The organism is Pseudomonas sp. 5Ae-yellow, from assembly GCF_014077575.1.
Taxonomy (GTDB): Bacteria; Pseudomonadota; Gammaproteobacteria; order Pseudomonadales; family Pseudomonadaceae; genus Halopseudomonas; species Halopseudomonas neustonica.
Window position 1 is genome coordinate 20,350 of record NZ_JACGWE010000024.1, and the last position, 23,975, is coordinate 44,324.

Below are 23,975 nucleotides of genomic sequence, written 5' to 3' on the forward strand. Positions count from 1 at the left end.
GCTCGCTAGTGTCGTACAAGCCGCTGAGTGGCACAACCGGCGGACGGCGGGCCAAGGCTTACCTGCTGTGCTTGCGGTAAGCGCTGGACCAGCGCCACTGCTCAGCAGACTCGCACAGGCCAGCCGCTACCGGGCTATCGTGCAGAGTGCAAATCACCTCGGCCAGGTGTTTGTCATCGGCAATAAAGCGATCCTGATAGCGTTTCATCCACAGGCTTTTGCCTTTAAAGGCCAACTGCAGCTCTTCATTGTGCTGCAGCGCCCAGCGCGTAGTAACGGATTTCCAGTCCTGTACGATCCTCTGCAGTGGGCAGCAGGGTTCAATCAACACGTGAATCTGGTTAGGCAGAATGCACCAGGCAATCAGCCGGTAGCGTTTGCCGTGCTGGTCTTCCAGGGTGTCCAGCACCGCGCGGGCCAGCGTGGCATTACTCAAGGCGCAGCTACCATGTCCGGCATGCAGAATTTCTTGCGTGCGCTCGCGCTTGAACTGGACTCGCTCGGTGGGGTGTACCATCAGTGCGTCGGTATCCACCTTGTGTAATTCGTCGGCAGGCAGGGCATCAGCCAGGCGCAGAGATATCAGCTGAATAGCGTAGGGTATGTCGGGGTCTGAATGCCGTGTTTGATGGTACCAGCCACGCCAGACGTCGAACTGTCGGTTGTTGATACGGTAGGTGTTTCTGCTCATTAAACGCCGTCCTTGTCGTTTTTTTGAGCTATAGAACTTATCAGTCACAAAGTGGGCGTGCTGGGAGCTATTCCGCAGTTCGCCGGATTGATTGCAAAATGATGTCAGAAATGTGACTTGGTTCGCGTCAGGTCGAATAGCCAGACAAGGGGATTAGCATTCAGGAGCGAGTGGTCAGCCTGCGCGACAGAAAAATACAAATGCCAGCCAGCAGCAAAGCCGCAACAATGCCACTGCTGTTAGCCAGGATGTCGGCCCATTCAGCCGAGCGGGTCGGGTGAAACGACTGCACGTACTCTATCGCCACACCCATGCTGAACATGAGCAGGCCGCGGATCCACCAATACCAGCGGGGGAAAGCCGGATAGCTCAGCAGGGTGAGCGAAAACAAGCCGGCCATATGATAGAAAGTGGCCTGCCAGTTGTAGCTGGCAGGTGCCGGGGTTGGGCGCATGCCAAGGTAAAGGCCCAACGCCAACAGCGCAAAAAATGCGATTTTGAAAACCGTACGATAGCGCGCCCAGAGGCGCGTCAGGGTGTGCTGCATAATTATTCCGTGATGCTGCCGAACCCTTCATTAAAGCGGTCTAGATCGCGATCGGAGGTCAGGTCGTATAGTTGATAATAGCGAGACAGGCGCGCGCCACCGTCACGGGTAAGCGGTCGCCAGGCCACAAAGCCGGTAGCGGTGGTTGAGCGCGCAAAGAAGGCGTCGAACGGAAAGCTCATATACACCCCTTTATCAAAACTGCCCTCACCAAATTCGGCGGCAGACACGTTGGTCCTGGTTGCCCAGCCACCAATGGTTACGCCGTTGTCGAAGCGACGAGACAGATCCAGGGTTCCGCCGTAATCGCCTGCCAGGTAGCGGCCCAGTTTAACCGTGGCCAGCACATCGTGGAAGCCGGTTTGCAGGTAACCAGTGAGGTGTCCGGTAAAGGTTGAATAGTCACGGAAGCTCAGGTGCTGCTCGTAACCGCGCTGCCTGACCCAGTTGGCATCAAGACCCAGCGCCCAGTCAGCGCCGTAGGGGCGGTAGAGCACTTCACCGCCAATGCCGCCGTACATGGATTCAAAAAGACCCACGTAGCCCATGGCATAGAGATCGCGATCAAGCTGTTTGGTCTGTGTGTATTGCAGGTGCTTGAGCTGTACGTCGGACGTGGTCATGTACTCACGCACGTCAGTGCGCACGCGGGGCAACTGACTCGGCGCGTCGTACACAAACTCATCGTAGTTGTTCAGCAAATTAAGGCCCAGGCTGCCGTCGATCCACTTGTTCCGGTCAAAGTGGTAGGCCGCGTTGAAGCGCAGGAAGAACTGGTACAGCAGAAAGTTGTCGGGGCCGCCGATACTCTGGGTATAGCCGAGGCCGGTACTGAAATCAGTTCGGTCCAGCGGTGCGCTATAAACTACTTCATCGTTCAATACCGAAGGTACGGCATTGGCAGTAGCGCGGCGCAGTGACTGCCGATCAATCTCGTTAAGCTCGTACTGCCGCAGTTTTTCTGCGTTGATGCTGGTTTGGCTGACCGGCATACCGCGTGAGCGATACACCAGGGTGTACCAATCGTAACGGCCTTCACCCAGGCTGTTATCCAGCACTCTGGCGGCGCGGCCCAGGCCCTTGGCCTGCGAGCGGAATGTTGTCTGTTCGCCGGTAACGATCACCTCATCGCCATGCAAGGAGATTTCCTGCACCTTGATGCCTGCGTTGCTTTGTAGCCGCTGACTAACATTCTGCCAGTCTACCGCTGCGCCGTTAACGCCTGCGGGTAGCGGCTCGCGCACCTCAGGGTCGGGGTCGAGTAGCTTGGCTGGCATGCTGGCGGTTTTCAGATTGGTATGGAAGGTAATGCCAAACATCGCCGTATTGCCGCGCTCCCAGGCAGCGGTCAGATCAATACCGTCGGTAAGGCTGTAAAGCGCGCCGACGTTGATCGGGGAGTCTTGCGTCTGATTGTTGTTCTGCGGCTCTGACTGATAATCGTTGCCGTCCAGCTCAACCTTGATGCGCAGGTCGTCCCAGGGTGTTTGATATTCAACACCGCCAAAAAAGCCTGGGCGGCCGCTGAAATAGCTACTGGTGTTAAAGGTGCCGCCGGGATCGTCAGAGCGCGTCCGTTCATCAAAGCTACCGCTGATCAAGGAGAGCGGGTTGCCCGCATCGCCGCGATTGCCGATATAACCCCAGGCCACGCCCAGACTGAAGTCGAAATCGTAGATGCGTTTGTTGGCAACGATAAACTCGCTGGAAAACAAACCCGTACCGCCCAGGTCTCGAAAACCTAACGCCAGTTCCGGCGCCCAATAACTTTCTTGCCAAAGTCTGATTTTGGCGTCGATGGCTTTATCTTTCAGGCTCTGGTCGCCATCGCGATCCGCTTCGTACTTGCGGTTGGTGATGGCGATATAGCGTATGGTGCTCTCCAGCCAGGGCAAAGGCTGACCGGATATGCTGTAACGGCTGTAAGGGCTGGTGCGGTTGGCATTGATGCTGAACGAGCCTTCGGGGGCCATGCGGGCGGTCGGCGTTTGCAACAGGCCAACACCGCCAAAATCGTGTTGCGTGGTGCGGTAGCGGCTATTGTTGCCTTCGGCCAGGCTAAAGGACGCGGCAGACAACAGCAGTGGTGTTACCACCAGCGGGACAATGAAACGCGGGTAACCCTTACTCATGGTAGCCACCTGTTAACTCATACTGCGTGGCCAGCCATTGCGCCATCTCGTTATTGAACTCATCGCGGCTAGTGCCAAAAAGTGCCGACTTAAAGGGCACGTAGAGCAGTGCGCCTACAGCAACCCAGGCGTCTTCCGCATTCCAGTAAGCCGTGCCGATCAATTCAACCTTGCCATCCGGCTGGATGATGTAAAGATACTGGCTGTTCGCGGCCTCGTGTAATGGGCAGGCTTCGCGGTAGTCCAGTGGGTCGAGTGTCGGCGCAAACTCAAGCACACAATCCTGTTGCACAGCGCCCAAGACGCGCACCTGATGCGGACGGTTCGGATAAATAATCTGATCGCCGGGTTCAAGCAGCGGGTTGAAGGCCAATAACCTTTGCTTGAGCGGATTCAGCTCAGCTGCGATGCGGCCGGTTACAGCGGTGCCTGCTATGCGCCGCTCCCATTGATTGAGCAGCTCGCTGGTGCCTGCCAGGCCCAGAGCACGCGCATTGACATTGGCTGTCTGCAAATCAAACAACAGACCGCGTTTGAGCTTTTGCTGATCGCGCATGGCGCTCTTTCTGAGCAATGCAGCGCCCTGATACCAGGCATCGTGGTTTACATTGGCGGCAATGCTGGCATTAAGCAGACGTGTGCCGGACTGCCAGCTGAATTCGCCGGGCTGCGCTACGGCACCGCGCACACTGATATTGGCAGCGGTTTGCGCCAGCGCAGGCAGTGCAGCAAAGCAACACAGGCTAACCAGCGATGCGATCCATGTGCGTTTCATGGCGCGTCTCCGGCGGGCGGCAGGCGGGTCAGGGTAATATCCAGTGCGGGCATCTCAGGTGACAGGTGCTGGATGCTGCGACGTACGTGACCGCTTTGCACATCCAGCCAGTAGTAGTTGATCGCCTCATAGTTCAGCTGGGGCATACGGATGACTTCATCTATGCGCTGATGACTTTCCACCCGGTCAAGGATCTGCACGTTCTCGACTGGCCCGCGGTAGTAGGTAGCGTACTGTTCCAGGCCGGTTTGGTAGTTGAGCGGATAGTCAACATGGCGCAGTACTTGAGTGCCATCGGCAACCTGCATTAGCCCCGTTGCAAAGGGGTCATCAGCTACCAGAGGAATAAGCGCATCGCTTTTGAAGCCGAGTAACTGCGTAATGCGGCCATGGCTGGTTTGCACTTCTTCGGTCAAGCCATACCAGTTTACCCGCCTGCCGTCGCTGCTCAGCTTTACGTAAAGCGCTTCTGCACCAGCGGCTTTAATCAGCAGGCTGTCTGCCGTGACGGCGCGTATTTGCGCCACGGGGATTTCGTTTACCTTACCGCTAAGCGCGCGGTTGAAGGTCTCAATCGAGTCTGCTGTAACAGAGTTGCAGGCAGGCAGGCAGAGGGCGGCCAGAGCCAAAAGGCCCCCGCGAATAAGCAGGTTCACAGGGACGCCTTATCAGTTGTCGTTGCGAATGTCGTTGTAATCGCTACCCACGCGCACGGCGGTACCCAGAATGCCCGCACTGGGGAACAGTTGGCTTACAAAGCGGTTCCAGCGTGTGATGCCGGCGGCGCCGACAAAGACCACGTCTTGCGGCTGCATCTCAAATTGATCGGCAAGAATGAACGCAGAAGGCGACTGGGCGTTCAATTGAAAAATAGTGGCTTTCTGTGTTTGCAGGTCTTCTACGCCGCGAATCACATAAACCTCACGGCCGCTGGACGAGATCGGGGAAGGCCCGCCGACGGTGCCCAGTACTTCGCTCAGGGTCATACGGCTGGTGCTGTAAGGCAGGGCAGAAGGACGCTCTACCTCACCCATAACAAAGACCTTGCGCGAGTCATTCAGCGCCAGGTGCAGCTTGTCGCCCGGCTTGAGATAAACGTTGCCGACCTCGCTTGGGTTGCTGGTGAGGTAATCGTAATCGAGGGTATAAACCTCGCCATCGCGTATCAGGCTCAGGTGCGAGAGATCCGCGCGCTCGGGGTCGATGCCTGCTTCACCAACAGCCTGCAGCAGCGTCAGTGGCTGCGAGTTAATCGCCCGAAAGCCGGGCGCCATGAAAGCGCCACTCAGGGTTACCTTCTGGCTGTTATATTCAATGATGTTGACGTCAACCTGAGGTTGCTCGATATAGCGCGAAAGGCGATCGCGAATAATCTTGCGCAGCTCTTCCTGGGTTAGCCCGGCTACTTCCACGCTACCAATGAAGGGATAAAACAGGGTGCCGTCATCACGCACTACCCGGGCGTTGGCGGATGAAGCCTGTTGCTGGCCGCCTGGAATGGTCAGCTCGGGGTGATCCCAAACCGTAATAAACAGGGCGTCATTGGGCCCGATGCGGTAATTCTCCGGTGCATATTCCAGCAGTTGCGCTGGTACTGAGCGGTCCCGTGCTACGGCATTTTCCTGCGCCAGCACCTTGGGCGTGATCTGCACCATCTCAACCAGACTTTCTTCTGCTGAATCCTCATGGATCAGGCGGTCTGTATCCATGTTCATGCCCGGCGAGAACATGCACGCCTGGAGGAGAAGAGCAGAGGTGCCTAGGGCTGCGAGCGAAAGTCGATTCATGATGGCGTGATCTTATGTTTATAGTGATTCGGAACGTTATTCTGACAATAAAAAAGGTCACCCGAAACGCATTTCAGGTGACCTTGGATGCTACCTGACCAATATCAGTTAGTACCGGTTGTGGTACCAGTAGTGCCCGCATTGTCGTTAGAACCGCCGCCACCACCGCCAGCTGCCGCAGCACCGGCAAGACCTGCGGCGCCTAAACCCAGAGCCCAGCCGCCAGCGTTAATGCCACCAGTAGCACCACCAGGTTGTACGCCAGCGCCTACGCCACCAGCCCCGGCACCGCCATTGCCAGAACCGCCAGCACCACCGGCGCCAGAATTAACGGCTGCCGCGCCGCCGCTTGCGCCAGCATCTTGAGCAAAGCTTGCATTGGAGGCGAGCAGAAGGCCGCAGGCCACCATTGCCAATGTATATTTTTTCATGTCTCGTCTCCTTGCGAAATTAAACCAACTGTGATTATACCCAACAAGTGAAGCATTAAAAGTCCTTATTTAAATGTTTGCAGGCTGCTCACTTGTCAGACTTGTATTCGTATTGGTAATAGCCGTAATTACCATAACCGTAAGCGGACGCTTTCTTTTCTACCGCGTTGAAAATGGCGCCTTTTATATCAACACCATTGTTACGGAAGCGTTGCAGCGTCAGTTCAATTTCCTTGACCGGGTTCAAGCCAAAGCGCGTCACAATCAGGCTGGTACCCGCCAAGCGGCCTACCAGCGCTGCATCAGTAACCGCCAGTATAGGCGGTGTATCCACAATAACCAGGTCATAAAGACTGCTTAACTTGGTCAGCATGGTCTCAAAGTTAGCGTGCATTAGTAGTTCTGACGGGTTAGGAGGGATCTGACCACGGGCGATAAAGTGCAGATTCTCTACTTCCGTTTTGTGAACTATGTCCGCTAGCGAGTGCGTACTCACCAACAGGTTGGACAGGCCAGGTTCCGGCTCGCGCTTGAGTAGTTTGTGCAAGTAGCCTTTGCGCATGTCGCTATCAATCAACACGACTTTCTGGCCCGCCTGCGCCACGATGGCCGCCAGGTTGGCAGAGATAAACGATTTGCCGACGTTCGGGCTGGGGCCAGATATCATCAATATATTGTTCTTGGCCTCCATCATGGCAAAGTGCAGGCTGGTGCGCAGGCTGCGTAGTGATTCAATTGACAGGTCAGCCGGGTTGATAGCGGACAGCAAATGCGAGCTCTGGCTACTGCCTTGCTTGGACTTAACCTCTCGCTCCATCAGTTGCTGCTCTTTGCTGAAGGGCACGGACGCGTAAACCGGCAGCCCCAATTGCTCGATCAGCTCGGGGTTGTCGATACCACGGTTGAGCGCATGGCGCAGCAGGGCGATAGCCACGCCCAGCATGCCGCCGAGTAGAGTCGCCAATACTACGATCAATGCCTTCTTGGGTTTGACCGGCGCGGACGCGTCAACCACCGCATCATCAATGATGCGCACGTTGCCGACGGTGCCAGCGCGCACAATATCGAGTTCTTGCGACTTGTTGAGCATCGCGGTGTAAATTTCGGTACTCACTTCAACATCACGCGACAGACGCAGCAGCTCTTGTTGGGTCTCGGGTAGGCCGCCAACACGCTCAAGCAGGGCATCGCGGCGACTAACAAGCTGCCGCTTTTGTTCGATCAGGGCCTGGTAAGTCGGGTGTTGCCGCGTGAAGCGGCGCTCCATCTCTGAGCGCTTAAGATCCAGCTCGGAAATCGAGGTTTCAAGCTCCACCACCTGGTCCAGCACGGCCTGCGTTTCTATGGTGATATCAACTGATCCGGCGCTGGCCTGATAGTCGTTCAAGGCGGTTTCGGCGGTTTCGAGCTGGCGCCGCACCTCAGGCAACTGGTCCTTCAAGAAATCGAGGCTTTGTTGCGCCTCGGCTGATTTACGTTCCACGTTCTGGCGCACGTAAAGGCGGCTGACTTCGTCCAGTATCTCAGTCGCTTCGCCAGGGTAGGGGCTTTCCAGACTCAACGACAAAATACCAGAGTCTCGGCCTTTCTCACTTGCCGCTACCTCGCGTTGGTAATCCAGGATGGTGCGTAGCTGGTTGCGTTTGATGACCGCAAACTCGGTACCCGGATGGGCAAGCAGATGCTTAACCTGAATGCGAAAGCCGTGCTCGTTGGTTGGCTGATTAACCATGCCAGTGACCAGCGTCTCACCATCATCATTCAGCAGGCTGAAGCCATCGTTTTCTTCTGCCCTCAGGATGAGTTGTTTGCCCTCGTAAGCCGGAGGAACTTCCAGTTGAAAGATCTCGACCTCTTCGCCGCCCCAGGCGTAGCTATCAAAGGCCATTAACGGCTCTGCTACGGGGGTTTCAGGGGTGGGGGTAAAACGCAGATAGAAGAAAGAGCCGATGACCGGCATCAGTTTGGGCTTGGCTTCAATATCGAGCTTCAGGTTTTCTACCGCCTGGCCAATCACCTTGCGCGACTTGAGCAGCTCTATCTCGGTCGCTGCGGCACTGGCGCTGGAAAACATATCGCCGCCACTCGCGTCACCCAATAAACCGCCAATGCCCTGCGATTTTTCTTCAATCTGAATGACCGCATTGGCTTGATAGATAGGGGTGGCCAGCAAGGCATAGGCAATGCCGCACAAGGCGAAAATCAGGGTGCAAGCGATGATGATGAGCTTTTGGTCGAGCAAAGCACCTAGCAGCGCCAATAGATCGATTTCGTCGCTGGTTTCGTGCTTGGGCGGTGCCGGGGTGGTCTGCATTACCTGGGGGTTTCCATTACGAGTAAAAAATCAGTGTTATAGATAGTGTAGCCATGCATCTGTTGCCCGCTCTATAACGCGAAATACGTGTTCAAAGGCGGGGCGCTGTTGACGGTAAGGGTCTGGTATTTCTGCGTTATCTAACCACTTACCCAGCAGCATGGTCTTGCCTCGGGCTTGCGGTGCCATCGCATGAATGGACTGCAGGTGGCGATTTTCCATCGCCAGAACCAGATCTGCTTCGCGCAGCATGTCGGGTGTGAGCTGCCGCGCTTGATGGTCGGGTAACGCATAGCCTGCAGCCTGCATAACCTCGGCGGCAGTGGCATCAACGGGTTTATCTACCAGCGCCCCCAAACCAGCCGAGGTTACTCGGATATTGCTGCCGGTAAGCTTGCTTTGCAGCAAGGCTTGCGCTGTCGGGCTACGGCAAATGTTGCCGACACAGACAACCAGAATCGACCTGATCATTCGGTGTTAAGTCATCCTGTTGTTAATGCTATTGATTGACCGCTCGGCCGGAACTGTAGTTTCCGCTTGGTATTGGGTCAAGTTATTGTCGTGCGTGGTGGGCCAAATTGTTGACGTGTTAACGCCAATTGTGAGGGAGGCTGGACGATGGCGCAATAGGTGCCCGGCCGATCCCTGCATGCGCGCGTAACAGCAGGGCAGCTAAAAATCTGCGTGCGGTCGTTTTAGGTTGAGGTGTGCACTGGTTCGCCGAATCACAAGGGCTGCTGGCATAAGCTAGCCAAAACAAAAGGAGCTTGTTTATGCGCGTTACCTATCCCTGGATTCAGCACCACGGCGCCGTTAACGGCGTCACTGGGTCTTGTCATCAGCTGTGGCTAACAGAGGACGACAGCCTATTGATTGACTGTGGTCTTTTTCAGGGTGCAGAGGTCTCAAACGGCGGGGCAGGGCAAAACAGTCTGGCCATCGAGTTTGCCCTGACAACAGTGCACGCACTGATCGCCACCCACGTACATGTTGACCACATTGGTCGGCTACCCTGGTTGTTGGCGGCGGGCTTTGATCAGCCTATTCACTGCACCGAACCCTCGGCATTATTGATGCCAACCGTGCTGGAAGACGCCTTCAAGGTGGGTATCAGCCGGGATGCCGCTCTAAGTGAGCGTTACGTAAAAAAAGTGTCTGGCTACTTGCAGGGTCACCCATATAAAAAGTGGGTCACTGTGCTTGAGCGCCCAGACCTGGTGTGCCGCATTCGCTTTCAGCGGGCCGGGCATATTCTGGGCTCGGCCTATATTGAGTGCGATCTGCACTATCCGTTGCAACAGCGACGTCGTCGCATTGTATTTTCCGGTGATCTGGGTGCGCCCCATGCCCCCATGCTGCCAGCGCCAAAACCACCACACGCGGCTGATGTGGTCGTACTGGAAAGTACCTATGGTGACCGCCAGCACGAGAGTCGGCGTAATCGCCGCGCACGCTTGCAAAAGGTGCTTGAGCGCGCCCTGGCTGACGGCGGCAGTGTGATTGTCCCGGCCTTTAGTATTGGCCGTACCCAGGAGCTACTCTACGAGCTGGAAGGGATCATCCAGGGTAATAAAGCATGGCAGCAAATACCGGTGATACTGGACGCTCCCTTGGCAACGCGCTTTACCAAGCTGTACCGCGAGCTAAAACCCTGGTGGAACGCAGAAGCGCTCAAGCGTGTAGTGCAAGGCCATCAGCCGTTGGCGTTCAAGCAGTTACTCACCGTCACCACCCACGCGCAGCATATGACGATGGTCAACCGCCTGGCGCATAACCGCCAGCCCGCCATTGTGATCACCGGCAGTGGCATGTGCACCGCTGGCCGGGTGATCAATTATCTCAAGGCAATGCTGGGTGATGCACGGCACAATGTGGTTTTTGTTGGCTATCAGGCCCGCGGCACCCCAGGCCACGTCATCCAGCAATACGGCCCACAGCACGGTTATGTAGAGCTGGAGGGGGAGCGCTATACCATTAACGCTGGCGTGCATACGCTGGGCGGTTACTCCGCTCATGCAGACCAGAAAGGTTTGGTAGGCTTTATTACCGGCATGAAGCGCTGGCCAGAGGAGGTACGGCTGGTGCATGGCGATGATCAGGCCAAGGCTACCCTGGCGAGCGAGCTGCAGCGCAGGGCCAAAGCACAGGCAAAGCCGTTGCGCGTTGTGATTGCCACCTAGCCCTGCATATACAGACCAAAGGCTAGCGAGCACCGCCATTTAAAGTGTGACGGAGTATACAAAGTGCGAGTAGTGCAGAGGCTTGCTTCGTCTCATCATTATTTATGCGCGTCAGGCTGAACGCCTTGGTGCATGCACGTCTGCCTGGCTCTTACCACTTTTACGTGACGCTAGTGGGTATACTGTGTTGCATGAGCTGCAATCAGATAGATAAATAGACGCTTGCTGGCGCGTGCACCGGCTCTTACCATACGCGCTCTAAAATCGGGCGTGCGGCCGTTCTGGCTCTGATCAGGCGGTAAAAGACATCTTGCCGTGACCGGCAAAGAAGCACTGTAGCTCTTTAGGACGTGTTGATGGTTGAGGTGAATAATGAGTGAGCCAAGGATGCTGGCAAACTAACTAGCCATTAAATCGATAATATTTCCGCGGCTACAGCCAGGCAATATAAAAACTTAAGTCATTCGCAGGGAAATGGACTCTACTGTGTTTACGTGGCTATAACAGATAGCAGCTTTCAGCAGCATGTATGAATCAGGTGCTGCCTTGAAGTCATCACGTTTTGAACAGGTTAAAAGGGGTCTATGAGTCAATTGAAAACGCTCTGTGTTTTTGGCACGCGTCCCGAAGCGATCAAGATGACGCTCTTTGTCGCCAACCTCTATTTTCCCCCTACCGCAACCTCGCGCCAGAACCTGCTGAATGAAGGCTTAGCGGACTCCGCTCACCCTGTCGAGTCCCGCTAACAACAAACAGAACTGTCAACTGTTTGCTAAGAGACTCAAACTTACTTGGATCAATATCAATGCTAAAACTGAAAGACGTCAAAATCGCTGTGGTAGGGCTGGGATACGTTGGCCTCCCGCTCGCCGTTGAATTTGGCAAGCAGCGCGGTGTTATTGGTTTTGACATTAATCAGCAGCGGATAAACGCACTCCAGGCGGGCCACGACAGCACGCTAGAGGTCAGTGATGTTGAACTCGGGCAGGCGACACACCTTAGCTTTAGCGCCAACCCGGCCGAGCTTGAGGTAGCCAACCTGTATATCGTTACCGTGCCTACCCCCATTGACGAGCACCAGCGCCCAGACTTAACACCGCTCTGCAAGGCCTCTGAGACTATTGGCAAAGTACTGAATAAAGGTGACGTTGTTATATACGAGTCGACTGTTTACCCCGGTGCCACGGAAGAGGTTTGTATTCCGGTGCTTGAGCGCGTATCCGGGCTTAGGTTTAACCAGGACTTTTTTGCGGGTTATAGCCCCGAGCGGATAAACCCAGGCGACAAAGAGCATCGCGTCACCACCATCAAAAAAGTAACGTCCGGCTCGACACCTGAAGCCGCAGACCTGATTGATTCGCTTTATAACGAGATCATCACAGCGGGTACGCATAAGGCCAGCAGTATCAAGGTGGCTGAGGCAGCCAAGGTGATCGAGAACACCCAGCGCGACCTGAATATCGCGCTGATTAACGAGCTGGCGGTGATTTTTAACAAGATGGGGATTGATACCGAGGCGGTGCTGCAGGCGGCTGGTACCAAATGGAACTTCTTGCCATTCCGGCCGGGTTTAGTTGGTGGGCATTGCATTGGCGTAGACCCCTATTACCTTACGCATAAAGCACAGTCGATTGGATATCACCCTGAAATCATTCTCGCCGGGCGTCGTCTGAACGACAGCATGGGCGCCTATGTGGTGTCTCAGCTAGTCAAAGCTATGCTGAAAAAGCGTATCCATGTAGAAGGGGCGCGTGTGTTAATAATGGGCCTCACTTTCAAAGAGAACTGCCCGGACCTGCGAAATACCAAGATTATTGACGTGGTGAGAGAGCTGGGCGAATACAACATCGAGGTAGATGTGTATGACCCCTGGGTTTCCGCAGAGGAGGCTAAGCGTGTGTACGGTCTTAACCCGATTAGTGAGCCGCAGCCAGGAGCCTACGATGGTATCGTTCTGGCCGTCTCGCATCAGCAGTTCATCACTATGAGCGAGCAGGACTATCGCCAGCTCGGAAAACCCAAGCATGTGTTGTATGACCTCAAATACTTGCTACCTGAAGGCCAGTCAGACCTGCGTCTTTAAGCCCGAACCGATAACCGAATACAGAAGCCTGTTCGCCCAACGGAAGAACCGGCTTGACAGTTTTTACGGAATAACACCATGACCCGCTTCGAAGAACTGCTGCAGTCCCTACCCCAAAACCCGAAGACCTGGCTGGTCACCGGCGTCGCCGGCTTTATCGGGTCCAACCTGCTGGAAACCCTACTCAAGCTGGACCAGACCGTCATAGGCCTGGATAACTTCGCAACCGGCTACCAGCGCAACCTGGACGAAGTGCAAAGCCTGGTTGCTCCTGAACAATGGCAGCGCTTCCGTTTTATCGAAGGTGATATCCGCAACCTGGAAGACTGCCGCAAGGCATGTGAGAGTGTGAACTATGTTTTGCACCAGGCCGCCCTTGGCTCAGTACCACGCTCGATCAATGATCCGATCACGACTAACGCAACCAACATCGACGGCTTTCTGAATATGCTGGTGGCCGCGCGTGATGCCAAGGTAGACAGCTTTACCTACGCGGCCAGCAGCTCAACTTACGGCGACCATCCGGGATTGCCAAAAGTAGAGGATGTCATCGGCAAGCCACTGTCGCCATATGCCGTGACCAAGTATGTAAACGAGCTCTATGCCGATGTATTTGCTAAAACATACGGCTTCAATTCGATTGGACTGCGTTACTTCAACGTATTTGGTAAGCGTCAGGACCCGGATGGTGCTTATGCAGCGGTAATTCCCAAGTGGACTGCTGCGATGATCAAAAGCGACGATATATTTATCAATGGAGACGGCGAAACGAGTCGGGACTTCTGCTATATCGACAATACTGTGCAGGCCAACCTGCTCGCCGCCACAACGCACGCTGCCGAAGCGCTAAGCCAGGTTTACAACGTTGCTGTAGGCGATCGGACAACGCTTAACCAGCTTTTTAGCGCGATTCAGCAAAGCCTACGGACTAATGGCGTGACCGTAGAAAACAATGCGCAGTACCGCGATTTTCGCCCAGGTGATGTTCGTCACTCTCAGGCAGATGTTGGTAAAGCGCAGAGACTGCTGGGTTATAAACCGAGATACGACATTGTGGCTGGTATTGATCTAGCTATGCCTTGGTATATCCGTTCAGTTGAGACTTGAAGGAACACAATGAAGATTCTTGTCACAGGTGGTGCCGGTTTCATTGGCTCAGCCGTCATTCGCCATATTATCAATACCACTACAGATAGCGTGGTCAATCTGGATAAGTTGACCTACGCTGGCAATCTTGAATCCCTCAACGATGTCAGCGGCGACTGCCGCTATGCGTTTGAGCAAGTCGATATCTGCGACCGTGCATTGCTGGATAGCGTGTTGGATAACCATCAACCGGATGCCATCATGCATCTCGCCGCCGAGAGCCATGTGGATCGCTCCATTGATGGTCCGGCCGAGTTTATCCAGACCAATATTTTGGGTACCTACATCTTACTGGAAGCTGCTCGCCATTATTGGCAGGCAATGGCGCCGGAAAGAAAAAGTCGGTTCCGTTTTCACCATATCAGTACCGACGAAGTCTACGGTGATCTGCCCCACCCGGACGAAGCGCAAGACGCATGTAAGTACCTGTTTACAGAAACAACCGCGTACGCCCCGAGCAGTCCCTATAGCGCCAGTAAAGCCAGCTCAGATCACTTGGTTCGTGCCTGGCAGCGTACTTACGGTCTGCCGGTGCTGATAACGAACTGCAGTAACAATTATGGTCCTTATCACTTCCCGGAAAAGCTGATCCCTCTGGTGATTCTCAATGCGCTGGAATGCAAGGCCTTGCCGATCTACGGTAAGGGTGATCAGGTGCGTGATTGGCTCCATGTCGAAGATCATGCCAGAGCGCTTTACAGGGTGCTGACCGATGGCAGAGTCGGTGAGACGTACAACATTGGCGGTCATAATGAAAAGCAAAACATCGAGGTAGTGCATAGCATCTGCGACGTGCTGCAGGAGCTGCGCCCAAAACAAGCCAGCTACCGTGAGCAAATTACCTTCGTGCAGGATCGCCCCGGCCACGACCGTCGTTATGCTATTGATGCGAGCAAGATCAAGTGCGATCTGGACTGGCAACCGGAAGAAACGTTCGAATCCGGGATTCGCAAGACAGTGCAGTGGTATCTCGACAATCTGGATTGGTGCCGACGCGTGCAGGACGGAAGCTACCAACGTGAACGTCTTGGTCAACTCTGATTCCAGCAAGGATATGAAGATGAAAGGCATTATCCTCGCCGGTGGTTCCGGCACCCGTTTGTATCCCATTACCAAAGGCGTATCCAAGCAGCTACTGCCTATTTACGACAAGCCAATGGTGTATTACCCGCTATCTGTACTGATGCTCGCGGGTATCCGTGACATCCTGATCATTTCCACCCCCGAAGATCTACCCAGCTTTGAAAAACTCCTGGGTGACGGAAGTAACTTTGGTGTCCGCCTCAGCTATGCGCAACAGCCGAGCCCGGACGGGTTGGCTCAGGCCTTTATCATTGGGCAAGAATTTATCGGTGATGACAGTGTCTGCCTGGTACTGGGTGACAACATCTTTTATGGTCAAGGGTTTTCGCCCAAGCTCAAGCAGGCAGCAGCTCGGACCTCAGGCGCCACGGTATTTGGCTATCAGGTAAAAGACCCCGAGCGCTTTGGCGTAGTAGCCTTCGATGAGAACAACAAGGCCATCTCGATCGAAGAAAAGCCAGAGCAGCCCAAGTCCAACTTCGCCGTGACCGGACTCTATTTTTACGACAACGACGTCGTTGAAATTGCCAAGCACGTGAAACCCTCTCACCGGGGTGAGCTGGAGATAACCAGCGTTAATCAGGCTTATCTGGAGCGGGGCGATCTGAATGTCGAGCTTCTGGGTCGTGGCTTTGCCTGGCTGGATACGGGTACCCATGAGAGCCTGCTTGAGGCAAGCAGCTTTGTACAAACGATTGAGCATCGCCAAGGCTTGAAAGTCGCCTGCCTGGAAGAAATCGCCTTTAACAACGGCTGGTTGAGTAAGGACCAGCTTAAAGAGCAGGGGCAGGCGCTCAGCAAAAACGAATATGGCCAGTATTTGCTGAGGCTATCTGGAGAAAACGTATGAGCATTACCGAACACCGTGTTTTAGGTGATCATCGTGGGCAGCTGATTGCAATTGAAGGTAGCCAAGATGTCCCGTTTGCCGTAAAGCGCGTGTTCTATATCTACGGGACAAAGCCAGATGTGCCACGAGGTCAGCATTCACATCACAAGACCCAGCAATATCTGATTGCTGTGAATGGCTCCTGCAGCGTGACGCTAGATGATGGTAATCAGAAAACCACCTACAGCCTGAATCAGCCAAACAAGGGTCTGCTGCAAGATGCTCTCGTGTGGGGAGCCATGCATGACTTTAGTCCTGATTGCGTGTTGCTAGTGCTGGCCAGCGAACACTACGACGATGCGGACTACATTCGTGACTATGAGCAGTTCCTCAAAGTGGTGGGCGCATGAGCTTCATTCATCCTTTATCAGATGTTGCTAGTTCGTCGATTGGGGAAGGCACAAAGGTATGGCAGTTTGTAGTGATTTTGAGCGGTGCTCAAATTGGCAAAGATTGCAACATTTGCGCCCAGACACTGATCGAAAGCGATGTGATTATGGGTGACAGAGTTACGCTAAAGTCTGGCGTTCAACTGTGGGATGGAACCCGTATCGAAGACGGCGTATTTATCGGCCCAAATGTTACTTTCACGAACGACCTTTTTCCCCGTTCCAAAAAATACCCGGACCAGTTTTCGGGGATCACCGTAAAGCAAAATGCCAGTATAGGAGCCAACGCGACGCTGCTGCCCGGCATCACTATCGGTGAATATGCCATGGTGGGCGCCGGCGCCGTTGTTACTCAGGATGTACCGGCGGGAGCCGTCGTCGCGGGTAACCCCGCAAAAGTTATCAGGTATGTGACCATATGATCCCTTTTCTCGACCTCAAGGCGATAAACGCCCAATACCGTGCAGATCTAATCGACGCTGCTACCCGCGTTATTGATTCGGGCTGGTATATACAAGGCACCGAACTCAAAGCGTTTGAATCTGAATTTGCCGATTATTGTGGTACACAACACTGCATCGGTGTTGCCAACGGTCTGGATGCATTAACGCTTACACTGCGTGCCTGGAAAGAGCTAGGTAAACTGAAGGACGGCGATGAGGTTATTGTTCCTGCCAATACCTATATAGCCAGTATCCTAGCCATTACCGAAAATCGACTGACGCCTGTATTGGTGGAGCCTAACGAGCAAACCTATAATCTGTGTCCAGCTAAAGCAGCAGCTGCGATTACCCCCCGGACTAAAGTCCTTCTTGCAGTTCATTTGTACGGGCAACTGGCGCCAATGCCTGAACTTATGGCATTGGCAAATCAGCACGGTTTTTTGGTACTGGAAGATTCAGCCCAAGCACATGGGGCTGCGCTTGATGGCAAAAAAGCCGGTAGCTGGGGCCATGCGTCCGGCTTTAGTTTCTACCCAGGCAAAAATCTGGGGGCGCTCGGGGACGCGGGAGCTGTTACTACTGATGATGCTGAGCTTGCTAACACTTTGAGCGCTCTGCGTAATTACGGCTCTCATGAGAAATATAAAAATTTGTTCCAGGGAGTAAATAGCCGACTTGATGAGATTCAAGCAGCCATGCTCAGGGTGAAACTACGATATTTAGATAAAGAAACTGCACATCGTCGTAAAGTGGCTGGAGCCTACCTTAAAAGTATCGATAATCCCTTGATTACTTTGCCCGCCCCTCATGCTGAAGCGCATGCCTGGCACGTATTTGTGATTCGTTGTAATCAGCGTGAAGCTATGCGACAGCATCTGGCTGACCAAGGTATTCAAACCCTAATCCATTATCCAATTCCTCCTCATCACCAGCAGGCGTATAAAGAGCGAAATTTGGAGTCTTATCCGTTATCAGAAATAATTCACCAGCAAGTTTTAAGTTTGCCTATGGGGCCGACTATTACGGATGAACAGATTGCTGCGGTAGTTAAAGCATGTAATATTTTTCAAATGGCGAATTAACCTCTGATGACCTTGATAAAAACTAGTCTGTTAAATGGTGTTGCAGTTGTTGTTAAAATGCTCACTATGCTAGGGCTAAATAAGATACTGGCTATGTACTTAGGTCCGGGGGGCTATGCGGCGATTGGTAATTTTCAAAACGCCGTACAAATTATAACGACGTTTTCCAGTGGTGCTATTAATACGGGTGTCATTAAATATACGGCTGAATTCTACGATGAAGAGCAAAAGCAGCGTCAAGTTTGGCGTACGGCAGGCACGGTTGCTCTAATAGGTTCGATAGTTACGGGTGTTGTTGTTTTGGTTTTTAGTAAGCAGATCGCTCAATGGTTTCTAAACGATAAAAGCTACAGTAGTGTATTTGTGTGGCTTTCTATTTCTTTGGTATTCTTTGTATTTAATACGCTGCTATTGGCAATATTAAATGGGAAGAAAGAAATTTATCGCTATGTTATCGCTAATATTGCTGGGAGTCTGTTCTCTCTTGTTGTGACTAGTGTGCTTGCCGTCAAACTCGGACTCCATGGGGCGCTCACAGCGCTAGCAATTCATCCATCTTTTTCTTTTGTGGTTACTTTATATGTTTGTTACAGGGCAGATTGGTTTAAGTTCGGCTACATTTTTGGTGAGCTAGACAAAGGCACTGTGATGCTTTTGGGGAAATATGCGGCCATGGCGCTAACTAGCGCTGCGTGCGTTCCTGTTAGCCACATCCTAATCCGTCACCATATTGGGGAAACCTTGGGGTGGGAGGCTGCAGGTTACTGGGAAGCTATGTGGCGGTTAAGTTCGGCGTATTTGATGCTTGTAACTACTACTTTAAGCCTTTATTACCTGCCCAAGCTATCAGAGCTAAAAGATTCAGCAGAGATAAAAAAAGAGATATTACAAGGGTACAAAATTATCCTTCCTTTGGCTGCGTTATGCGGCATTACGATTTATTTGTTGCGTGACTTGATTATAGAGATTCTGTTTGCTTCAAATTTTGCGCCTATGCGAGAGCTTTTTGCTTGGCAAATGATTGGTGATACATTAAAGATTGGTAGCTGGATATTAGCTTACCTTATGCTTGGTAAAGCTATGGCAAAGCTTTTCATCTGTACAGAAGTGATATTTGCGGCAAATTTTTATTTGCTTTCTCTAGTCCTAACAGGTGTTATGGGCTTGGAAGGAGTGGCGACAGCATATTCAATTAATTACGCGCTGTATTGGTTTGTTTTAGCTGTGCTATTAAGAGCCAAATTTTTTTCTGGTAGGCATTTAAGGTGAGTATCGTTCCCTTTTGTGTTTTTCTTTATTGGTTTTTTAGGGCTCAGGTGTGTCTATAGCATGAAAGTATTGTTGTGTGGCGATTATTCTGGTGTTCATTTTGAACTTTCTAAGGCGTTAAAAAAGAAAGGTCATATCGTTACTTTGTTTTCTGATGGAGATGCTTACAAAAATCTACCGGCAGATATAAAGGTTGAAAAAAAAGATGTTGATCGTTCTTCTTATCCACGGTTATTGCTATGGTATTTTTTAGATTATTTCGGTTTTGCAGGTTTGGCTGCTTATTTGAGTCAAATGAGGGATGTTGAGTTTGAACTATATGATGTTGTACAGATTATTAACCCAGTGGTCGTGCCTCATTTTGGAGCTATAGGTAATTTTTTGCTATTGCGAAAATTGAAAAGAAAAGCTAATAGAGTTATAGTTTGTGCGTTAGGTGATGATAAGCGATGGGTGTGGGCATGTCTAAGAGGGGTGTATGCGTACTCCCCCCTCGACCGTTTTCGCATCAAGCTGGCAATAAAATACTATTACTCTTTCAAGTATATATTAAGTCCTGCATATTTATTGTTGGGGCTTTACGCAGAGAAAATATCTTCCGCCTTTATAACTGGCCTTGATGATTACAGGATTGCATACGAAGGACTTAGCGGGAAAACTTATTTTGTGAGACTGCCTATTGATCCGGATAGGTATCAGAAACCTGTTCTAAAAAAAGCAACCGAAGAAGTGGTTGTATTCCATGCTTGGCAATTTGGTAAAGAACAACGTAAGGGTAATGATATTCTTGATAATGCTGTTAAGAAGGCAATTGCTGAATGCGGTGTTTGCAAAGTAAGGTATGTCGTTGCTGGAGGTTTATCATATTCTGAGTTTATTAGAACTTATGATGATGCCGATATATTCATAGATCAGGCTTATAGTTACGATCGTGGGGTGACTGGGGCTCTGGGTATGTGTTCGGGCAAGGTTGTCTTCTCGGGCTTTGAATTAAATGAACGTTATTCTTCTAGTGTTTATGAGGAAGTTAAAAGTGTCGGTGTTAATGCTATCGATGATGTCGACAAAATGGCGGCTGTTATTTCATATCTCTTGAATAATTCCGGCGTAATTAATGAGATCAAGGGTAATGCATACGAGTATGCAGTTAGGGAATATAATGCTGACGTTATTTCAGACCAATATGTTAGAGTCTGGGAGCATGTGTTAGAGAATAAATAGCGCCTGCTCTTGCGTTGAAGGTTGTGTTTGTGGTTTTGGTTTTTCTAAGTTTGAATGAGTTTGTGCAGCTTCTGGTGTGATGTGACGCGATGAGTGAATTGACATGAAAAAATTGGATTTACCTGTTTATTTGGTTTCCTTAAAGCAAGATGCTGCCAGGCGTAGAATCTTGAGTGAAAACTTTCCTAGTTACTATCATGACTTTATTTGCGTTGAAGCGGTAGATGGGCGGACGTTACCAGCAAGTGAATACTACTCTAAAACACTTCCATTTTTTAGCGTGCATCGACGTCCAATGACTCCTGCTGAGCTTGGTTGCACGCTTAGTCACATAAAAGCCTTAAAAAGCTTTTTGGAATCCAATGAGAGTTTCGCATTAATTATCGAGGATGACGTGATAGGGCGAGACGAGGATCTGCTTAGAGTTTCAAAGAGCGTTTCTCAGCTATCTTCTTGTTCGCTGGTGTTCTGTGGATGCCAAGACGGGCTTATGAATAAGTATAAATATGGTTATAAAATAAGCGCCCATGTCCTACGAGTGCCAAGATATAACTTTGGTAACTTTTCAAGAACAGCGGCGTATGTTGTCAGTCGTTCGGCAGCAAAAGTAATTTTGAATTTTTATGAGAATAAGTATATTACGGTCGCTGATTTTTGGTTTGAGTTACTTGAAGGTGGCGATGTTGATGTATTTTATATCGCGGGTATGCGGCATCCGCTTTCGTTAGGGGGGAGTATTTTAGAAGAAGAAAGGGCTGTGCATCACAGAACAGTTGTTAGGAAGGTTTTTTCCAAAAAAATGCCTCGTCTAGTGTTTAACCGTTTTCTGGAAGAGTCGAAGCGCATTTTTAATTTAGCAAAAGGCGCTATTAAAATTGGCGTCATTTTATGAATTATTACTTTAAGTATGAGTTCGGTAATAGGGGTGCTTTTTACTGCCTTTTTTCTTCTCTTTATTTGTTGTTTCTAGTTTATAAAATTTATATAAATCCATTTGAGCTGGTGTCTGATATTCAGAGTTATTATTTGCACTTTTTATATGGTGGTTTGAGTGATTTTGGTGTGGAGTTTTTGTTGCCAGCTATGTTTTTAACGGCAAAAATAGTTGGACTTGGTTTCTATGATTTTGTCTTTCTTCTAGGTGTTCTTTATTTGTATCCTATTTTAAGGATGGCTAGATTGGTCAGAACTCCATATTTGATAATTTATTTTTCTTTCTTTCTTCTTTACTTCGTACCCAATTATGCATTTCTAATGCGGCAGTATTTTTCTTTTTTTCTGATTGTTGTTTTTTTGCTTAATAAAAGCCGTAGTTCTTATTTCTTTTTGGTCTTGTCTTTATTTGCTCACCTGTCAGCACTAATTTTAGTAGCTATTATAATTTCCAAGAATAGCCGTTTCTGGCCTTATGTTGCTTTTTTGTCAGTTGGTGTTTTTGTTTCTTCATTGATGGGATTTTCTCTGATGCAGGGAGTCTTGGATTTGTTGAATGCTGTTAGTGTTTATTTAGATAAAGACGATTTGATTAGAAAAGTTGATGCTATGGCTGCTCATACTGACTTTGATGCTGGGTCGGCCAGTGTGTATTTTATTCTTTCTTTGTCTGTTATTTTACACTCAATATATATGATTAGGGTTCGTGATAATAACCTAATATTACTGATTATGTTTGCGTCATCATGCTTGAGTTTGTTGCTTTCAGAATCTTCTGTGATCTCCAATAGAATAGGTTTTGCAGGGTATTTCTTTTCACTTCCATATTTTTCAATGGTTGTTAGTCTTTTTTGTTTTGTTGATGGTTATAAACTAAGACTGAGATCCTGTTGTAAATCGTAGCTTGGTTTCTTTATGCGAGGTTTTCAAGGTTGGCTGAGCTCCATGTGAAGGGGGTTTGCGATTAATATACTATTAGTTATTACAGGGTTGGGTATGGGCGGTGCTGAGAGCCAGGTTGTTAATCTGGCTGACGAGTTCGTTAAAAAGGGGCATCATGTGACTTTGGCTTACTTGGTGGGTCCTGTATTGATGTCGCCAAACTCAAATAAAATAGACGTAGTTTGGTTGAAAGGTGATCGCAACATCCTAGGTTTTTTAAAAGCGTTCTTTTATTTAAATAGGTTGGTGACTAGTCTACAGCCAGATGTTGTTCACAGTCACATGTTTCATGCCAATATATTGGCGCGGCTTGCGCGCTTGTTCACCACAGTTCCTCGTTTGGTGTCTACTGCGCATAGTAATAATGAAGGTGGAAAGTTTCGCATGCTGGCATATAGAGTGACGGATGGCCTTGCGCATGAATTTACCAATGTCAGTCAGGGCGCTTTGGATTCTTTTGAACGCAAGAAAGCTGCGCCTTTGGGGCGTATGATTGCGACACCTAATGGTATCGATACACAAAGGTTCAATTTTAGGCTGGTCTCGCGTCAGCGCCTCCGCTCTGAACTGGGTCTTCAGAATAGGAAGGTTTTTATCGCTATAGGCCGTTTTCATGAAGCAAAAGATTATCCTAACTTATTAGATGCCTTTTCTATTTTTTGCGAAAACGAATCAACGAGTCATTTGGTAATTGTGGGTGATGGAGAGCTGCGGCCCGAAATTGAGGAACGGATGAGGACACTTGGTTTGGACTCTAAAGTGAGCCTATTAGGAGTTCGTAAGGACGTGCCGGAGTTACTTTCTGCTGCAGATTTTTTTGTGCTTTCTTCCGCTTGGGAAGGTTTCGGACTGGTGGTTGCTGAAGCGATGTCTACTGAGCGTGTTGTTATTGCCACGGACAGTGGTGGGGTGGCGGAGGTGCTAGGTGGTAACGGATTTCTGGTTCCACCTCGGGATAGCAAAGCATTAGCTAAAGGTATGCAAAAAGCGATTGATTTGTCTAACGCCGAGGCCAAAGAATTTGGCAGAAAGTCCAGGCAGCACGTTGTCGAAATGTTTAGCTTGAATAGAACTGTATCCCGTTGGCTCGAAATTTATGCGCATGGTTATTAGCGATGATGCCAGATAGGATTGCGTATGGAGCGTAAGCTCTCCGCTTTGTACATGCAGAGTTTTTGGGCATGATAAGTAGAAAATGCATGTTATACCCAATGGCTTTGAGCTGGAAAAGGGCACGTTATCTAGCTACACGCCCAACTCTTTCGGTAATGAGTTGGGCGTAATGCATGGCTGTTGGTTGGTGATTTATGTTGGTCGTTTTAACCCAGTCAAGGACCACAAAACCTTTATTGAAGCGGGGTGCAGCAGTGCATCAGACTGTTTTATCTATTTGGTTAGCGCAATGATGTGCCTGAGTTTTTTAGGTCAGTGAGTTTTTGCTTGCATTCCGTAACGTAGGGTTTCCTAAGCACCCTGGGTGAGGCTGTGGCGCTGGGCTTACCCCGTAACACCGTAAGCGATCCATAAACCCCGTATTGCGATGATCGTTGCAGATCAGTAAGCAACCGGGCCGCAGCGCCAAGGCAGCAGCGCTTCGTAGTCCTCGGCGGACGCTGCCAGCGGCAGCCGTTCCATTAC

At 50.8% G+C, this 23,975-nt stretch carries 23 protein-coding genes; 14 read left to right on the forward strand and 9 right to left on the reverse strand.

Going from position 1 to position 23,975, the window contains the following annotated elements; genetic code table 11:
* Nucleotides 1-58: 58 nt before the first annotated feature.
* The 9 genes from H4J77_RS13880 to H4J77_RS13920 all read right to left on the reverse strand — a co-directional run bounded on the left by H4J77_RS13880 (nt 59) and on the right by H4J77_RS13920 (nt 9,148).
* Complete coding sequence (locus H4J77_RS13880) at nt 59-691, reverse strand: transposase (RefSeq protein ID WP_182248959.1); 633 nt, start codon at nt 689-691, stop codon at nt 59-61.
* Between the two features lie 160 nt (nt 692-851).
* Nucleotides 852-1,238, reverse strand: a complete 387-nt coding sequence (locus H4J77_RS13885) for a VanZ family protein (RefSeq protein ID WP_182248961.1) — start codon at nt 1,236-1,238, stop codon at nt 852-854.
* A 2-nt stretch (nt 1,239-1,240) separates the two neighbouring features.
* Nucleotides 1,241-3,370: a YjbH domain-containing protein gene (locus tag H4J77_RS13890; RefSeq protein WP_182248963.1), complete on the reverse strand. Its 2,130-nt coding sequence runs from the start codon at nt 3,368-3,370 to the stop codon at nt 1,241-1,243.
* Nucleotides 3,363-4,145, reverse strand: coding sequence for a capsule biosynthesis GfcC family protein (locus tag H4J77_RS13895; protein WP_123891134.1), 783 nt, complete (start codon nt 4,143-4,145; stop codon nt 3,363-3,365). The genes H4J77_RS13890 and H4J77_RS13895 overlap by 8 nt, the downstream gene beginning before the upstream one ends.
* On the reverse strand, nt 4,142-4,801 hold the full coding sequence (locus H4J77_RS13900) for a YjbF family lipoprotein (protein WP_182248965.1): 660 nt from the start codon (nt 4,799-4,801) through the stop codon (nt 4,142-4,144). The genes H4J77_RS13895 and H4J77_RS13900 overlap by 4 nt, the downstream gene beginning before the upstream one ends.
* A 12-nt stretch (nt 4,802-4,813) precedes the next feature.
* The gene (locus H4J77_RS13905; RefSeq protein ID WP_259364861.1) at nt 4,814-5,854 is read right to left on the reverse strand and encodes a polysaccharide biosynthesis/export family protein; all 1,041 of its coding nucleotides are present in this window, start codon (nt 5,852-5,854) and stop codon (nt 4,814-4,816) included.
* Between the two features lie 182 nt (nt 5,855-6,036).
* A complete protein-coding gene (locus tag H4J77_RS13910; RefSeq protein WP_182248969.1) occupies nt 6,037-6,363 on the reverse strand; it encodes a hypothetical protein in 327 nt (108 codons plus the stop codon).
* Between the two features lie 88 nt (nt 6,364-6,451).
* Nucleotides 6,452-8,677 (reverse strand): polysaccharide biosynthesis tyrosine autokinase, encoded by a 2,226-nt coding sequence (locus tag H4J77_RS13915; RefSeq protein ID WP_182248971.1) that lies wholly within the window; start codon nt 8,675-8,677, stop codon nt 6,452-6,454.
* 36 nt (nt 8,678-8,713) lie between these two features.
* The gene (locus tag H4J77_RS13920) at nt 8,714-9,148 is read right to left on the reverse strand and encodes a low molecular weight protein-tyrosine-phosphatase (protein ID WP_182248973.1); all 435 of its coding nucleotides are present in this window, start codon (nt 9,146-9,148) and stop codon (nt 8,714-8,716) included.
* Nucleotides 9,149-9,450: 302 nt separating this feature from the next.
* Here H4J77_RS13920 and H4J77_RS13925 point away from each other — a divergent pair, with 302 nt between their 5' ends.
* The 14 genes from H4J77_RS13925 to H4J77_RS13990 all read left to right on the forward strand — a co-directional run bounded on the left by H4J77_RS13925 (nt 9,451) and on the right by H4J77_RS13990 (nt 23,450).
* Nucleotides 9,451-10,857 (forward strand): MBL fold metallo-hydrolase RNA specificity domain-containing protein, encoded by a 1,407-nt coding sequence (locus H4J77_RS13925; protein ID WP_182248975.1) that lies wholly within the window; start codon nt 9,451-9,453, stop codon nt 10,855-10,857.
* A 584-nt stretch (nt 10,858-11,441) separates the two neighbouring features.
* The gene (locus tag H4J77_RS13930; RefSeq protein ID WP_182248977.1) at nt 11,442-11,603 is read left to right on the forward strand and encodes a hypothetical protein; all 162 of its coding nucleotides are present in this window, start codon (nt 11,442-11,444) and stop codon (nt 11,601-11,603) included.
* A gap of 59 nt (nt 11,604-11,662) precedes the next feature.
* Nucleotides 11,663-12,940 carry a Vi polysaccharide biosynthesis UDP-N-acetylglucosamine C-6 dehydrogenase TviB gene (tviB, locus tag H4J77_RS13935; RefSeq protein WP_182248979.1) on the forward strand — a complete coding sequence of 426 codons (1,278 nt, stop codon included), beginning with the start codon at nt 11,663-11,665 and terminating at the stop codon, nt 12,938-12,940.
* A 78-nt stretch (nt 12,941-13,018) separates the two neighbouring features.
* The gene (locus H4J77_RS13940; protein WP_182248981.1) at nt 13,019-14,047 is read left to right on the forward strand and encodes an NAD-dependent epimerase/dehydratase family protein; all 1,029 of its coding nucleotides are present in this window, start codon (nt 13,019-13,021) and stop codon (nt 14,045-14,047) included.
* 9 nt (nt 14,048-14,056) lie between these two features.
* On the forward strand, nt 14,057-15,127 hold the full coding sequence (gene rfbB / locus H4J77_RS13945) for a dTDP-glucose 4,6-dehydratase (protein WP_182248983.1): 1,071 nt from the start codon (nt 14,057-14,059) through the stop codon (nt 15,125-15,127).
* Between the two features lie 19 nt (nt 15,128-15,146).
* Entirely contained in the window at nt 15,147-16,019 is an 873-nt protein-coding gene (rfbA, locus tag H4J77_RS13950) for a glucose-1-phosphate thymidylyltransferase RfbA (protein WP_259364863.1), read from the forward strand.
* Nucleotides 16,016-16,408 carry an FdtA/QdtA family cupin domain-containing protein gene (locus H4J77_RS13955; protein WP_182248985.1) on the forward strand — a complete coding sequence of 131 codons (393 nt, stop codon included), beginning with the start codon at nt 16,016-16,018 and terminating at the stop codon, nt 16,406-16,408. Before rfbA ends, H4J77_RS13955 begins: the two co-directional genes overlap by 4 nt.
* On the forward strand, nt 16,405-16,869 hold the full coding sequence (locus H4J77_RS13960; RefSeq protein ID WP_182248987.1) for an acyltransferase: 465 nt from the start codon (nt 16,405-16,407) through the stop codon (nt 16,867-16,869). Before H4J77_RS13955 ends, H4J77_RS13960 begins: the two co-directional genes overlap by 4 nt.
* Nucleotides 16,866-17,972 (forward strand): DegT/DnrJ/EryC1/StrS aminotransferase family protein, encoded by a 1,107-nt coding sequence (locus H4J77_RS13965; RefSeq protein ID WP_182248989.1) that lies wholly within the window; start codon nt 16,866-16,868, stop codon nt 17,970-17,972. The genes H4J77_RS13960 and H4J77_RS13965 overlap by 4 nt, the downstream gene beginning before the upstream one ends.
* 6 nt (nt 17,973-17,978) lie before the next feature.
* Complete coding sequence (locus H4J77_RS13970) at nt 17,979-19,241, forward strand: O-antigen translocase (protein ID WP_182248991.1); 1,263 nt, start codon at nt 17,979-17,981, stop codon at nt 19,239-19,241.
* A 60-nt stretch (nt 19,242-19,301) separates the two neighbouring features.
* Complete coding sequence (locus tag H4J77_RS13975; protein WP_182248993.1) at nt 19,302-20,462, forward strand: glycosyltransferase; 1,161 nt, start codon at nt 19,302-19,304, stop codon at nt 20,460-20,462.
* A 103-nt stretch (nt 20,463-20,565) separates the two neighbouring features.
* Nucleotides 20,566-21,354, forward strand: coding sequence for a glycosyltransferase family 25 protein (locus H4J77_RS13980; protein ID WP_182248996.1), 789 nt, complete (start codon nt 20,566-20,568; stop codon nt 21,352-21,354).
* Nucleotides 21,351-22,298: an EpsG family protein gene (locus H4J77_RS13985; RefSeq protein WP_182248998.1), complete on the forward strand. Its 948-nt coding sequence runs from the start codon at nt 21,351-21,353 to the stop codon at nt 22,296-22,298. The genes H4J77_RS13980 and H4J77_RS13985 overlap by 4 nt, the downstream gene beginning before the upstream one ends.
* Before the next feature lie 93 nt (nt 22,299-22,391).
* A complete protein-coding gene (locus tag H4J77_RS13990) occupies nt 22,392-23,450 on the forward strand; it encodes a glycosyltransferase (protein ID WP_182249000.1) in 1,059 nt (352 codons plus the stop codon).
* The last annotated feature ends 525 nt before the right edge of the window (nt 23,451-23,975 follow it).

What these genes read in the sequence shown, in the direction of transcription:
- tviB (WP_182248979.1), top strand. Translation starts at nt 11,663, where the DNA reads ATGCTAAAACTGAAAGACGTCAAAATCGCTGTGGTAGGGCTGGGATAC.
- H4J77_RS13915 (WP_182248971.1), bottom strand. Translation starts at nt 8,677, where the DNA reads ATGCAGACCACCCCGGCACCGCCCAAGCACGAAACCAGCGACGAAATC.
- H4J77_RS13925 (WP_182248975.1), top strand. Translation starts at nt 9,451, where the DNA reads ATGCGCGTTACCTATCCCTGGATTCAGCACCACGGCGCCGTTAACGGC.
- H4J77_RS13990 (WP_182249000.1), top strand. Translation starts at nt 22,392, where the DNA reads ATGGGCGGTGCTGAGAGCCAGGTTGTTAATCTGGCTGACGAGTTCGTT.
- rfbB (WP_182248983.1), top strand. Translation starts at nt 14,057, where the DNA reads ATGAAGATTCTTGTCACAGGTGGTGCCGGTTTCATTGGCTCAGCCGTC.
- H4J77_RS13930 (WP_182248977.1), top strand. Translation starts at nt 11,442, where the DNA reads ATGAGTCAATTGAAAACGCTCTGTGTTTTTGGCACGCGTCCCGAAGCG.
- H4J77_RS13880 (WP_182248959.1), bottom strand. Translation starts at nt 691, where the DNA reads ATGAGCAGAAACACCTACCGTATCAACAACCGACAGTTCGACGTCTGG.
- H4J77_RS13890 (WP_182248963.1), bottom strand. Translation starts at nt 3,370, where the DNA reads ATGAGTAAGGGTTACCCGCGTTTCATTGTCCCGCTGGTGGTAACACCA.
- H4J77_RS13895 (WP_123891134.1), bottom strand. Translation starts at nt 4,145, where the DNA reads ATGAAACGCACATGGATCGCATCGCTGGTTAGCCTGTGTTGCTTTGCT.
- H4J77_RS13955 (WP_182248985.1), top strand. Translation starts at nt 16,016, where the DNA reads ATGAGCATTACCGAACACCGTGTTTTAGGTGATCATCGTGGGCAGCTG.
- H4J77_RS13885 (WP_182248961.1), bottom strand. Translation starts at nt 1,238, where the DNA reads ATGCAGCACACCCTGACGCGCCTCTGGGCGCGCTATCGTACGGTTTTC.
- H4J77_RS13960 (WP_182248987.1), top strand. Translation starts at nt 16,405, where the DNA reads ATGAGCTTCATTCATCCTTTATCAGATGTTGCTAGTTCGTCGATTGGG.
- rfbA (WP_259364863.1), top strand. Translation starts at nt 15,147, where the DNA reads ATGAAAGGCATTATCCTCGCCGGTGGTTCCGGCACCCGTTTGTATCCC.
- H4J77_RS13965 (WP_182248989.1), top strand. Translation starts at nt 16,866, where the DNA reads ATGATCCCTTTTCTCGACCTCAAGGCGATAAACGCCCAATACCGTGCA.
- H4J77_RS13980 (WP_182248996.1), top strand. Translation starts at nt 20,566, where the DNA reads ATGAAAAAATTGGATTTACCTGTTTATTTGGTTTCCTTAAAGCAAGAT.
- H4J77_RS13940 (WP_182248981.1), top strand. Translation starts at nt 13,019, where the DNA reads ATGACCCGCTTCGAAGAACTGCTGCAGTCCCTACCCCAAAACCCGAAG.
- H4J77_RS13985 (WP_182248998.1), top strand. Translation starts at nt 21,351, where the DNA reads ATGAATTATTACTTTAAGTATGAGTTCGGTAATAGGGGTGCTTTTTAC.
- H4J77_RS13910 (WP_182248969.1), bottom strand. Translation starts at nt 6,363, where the DNA reads ATGAAAAAATATACATTGGCAATGGTGGCCTGCGGCCTTCTGCTCGCC.
- H4J77_RS13920 (WP_182248973.1), bottom strand. Translation starts at nt 9,148, where the DNA reads ATGATCAGGTCGATTCTGGTTGTCTGTGTCGGCAACATTTGCCGTAGC.
- H4J77_RS13905 (WP_259364861.1), bottom strand. Translation starts at nt 5,854, where the DNA reads ATGGATACAGACCGCCTGATCCATGAGGATTCAGCAGAAGAAAGTCTG.
- H4J77_RS13970 (WP_182248991.1), top strand. Translation starts at nt 17,979, where the DNA reads ATGACCTTGATAAAAACTAGTCTGTTAAATGGTGTTGCAGTTGTTGTT.
- H4J77_RS13975 (WP_182248993.1), top strand. Translation starts at nt 19,302, where the DNA reads ATGAAAGTATTGTTGTGTGGCGATTATTCTGGTGTTCATTTTGAACTT.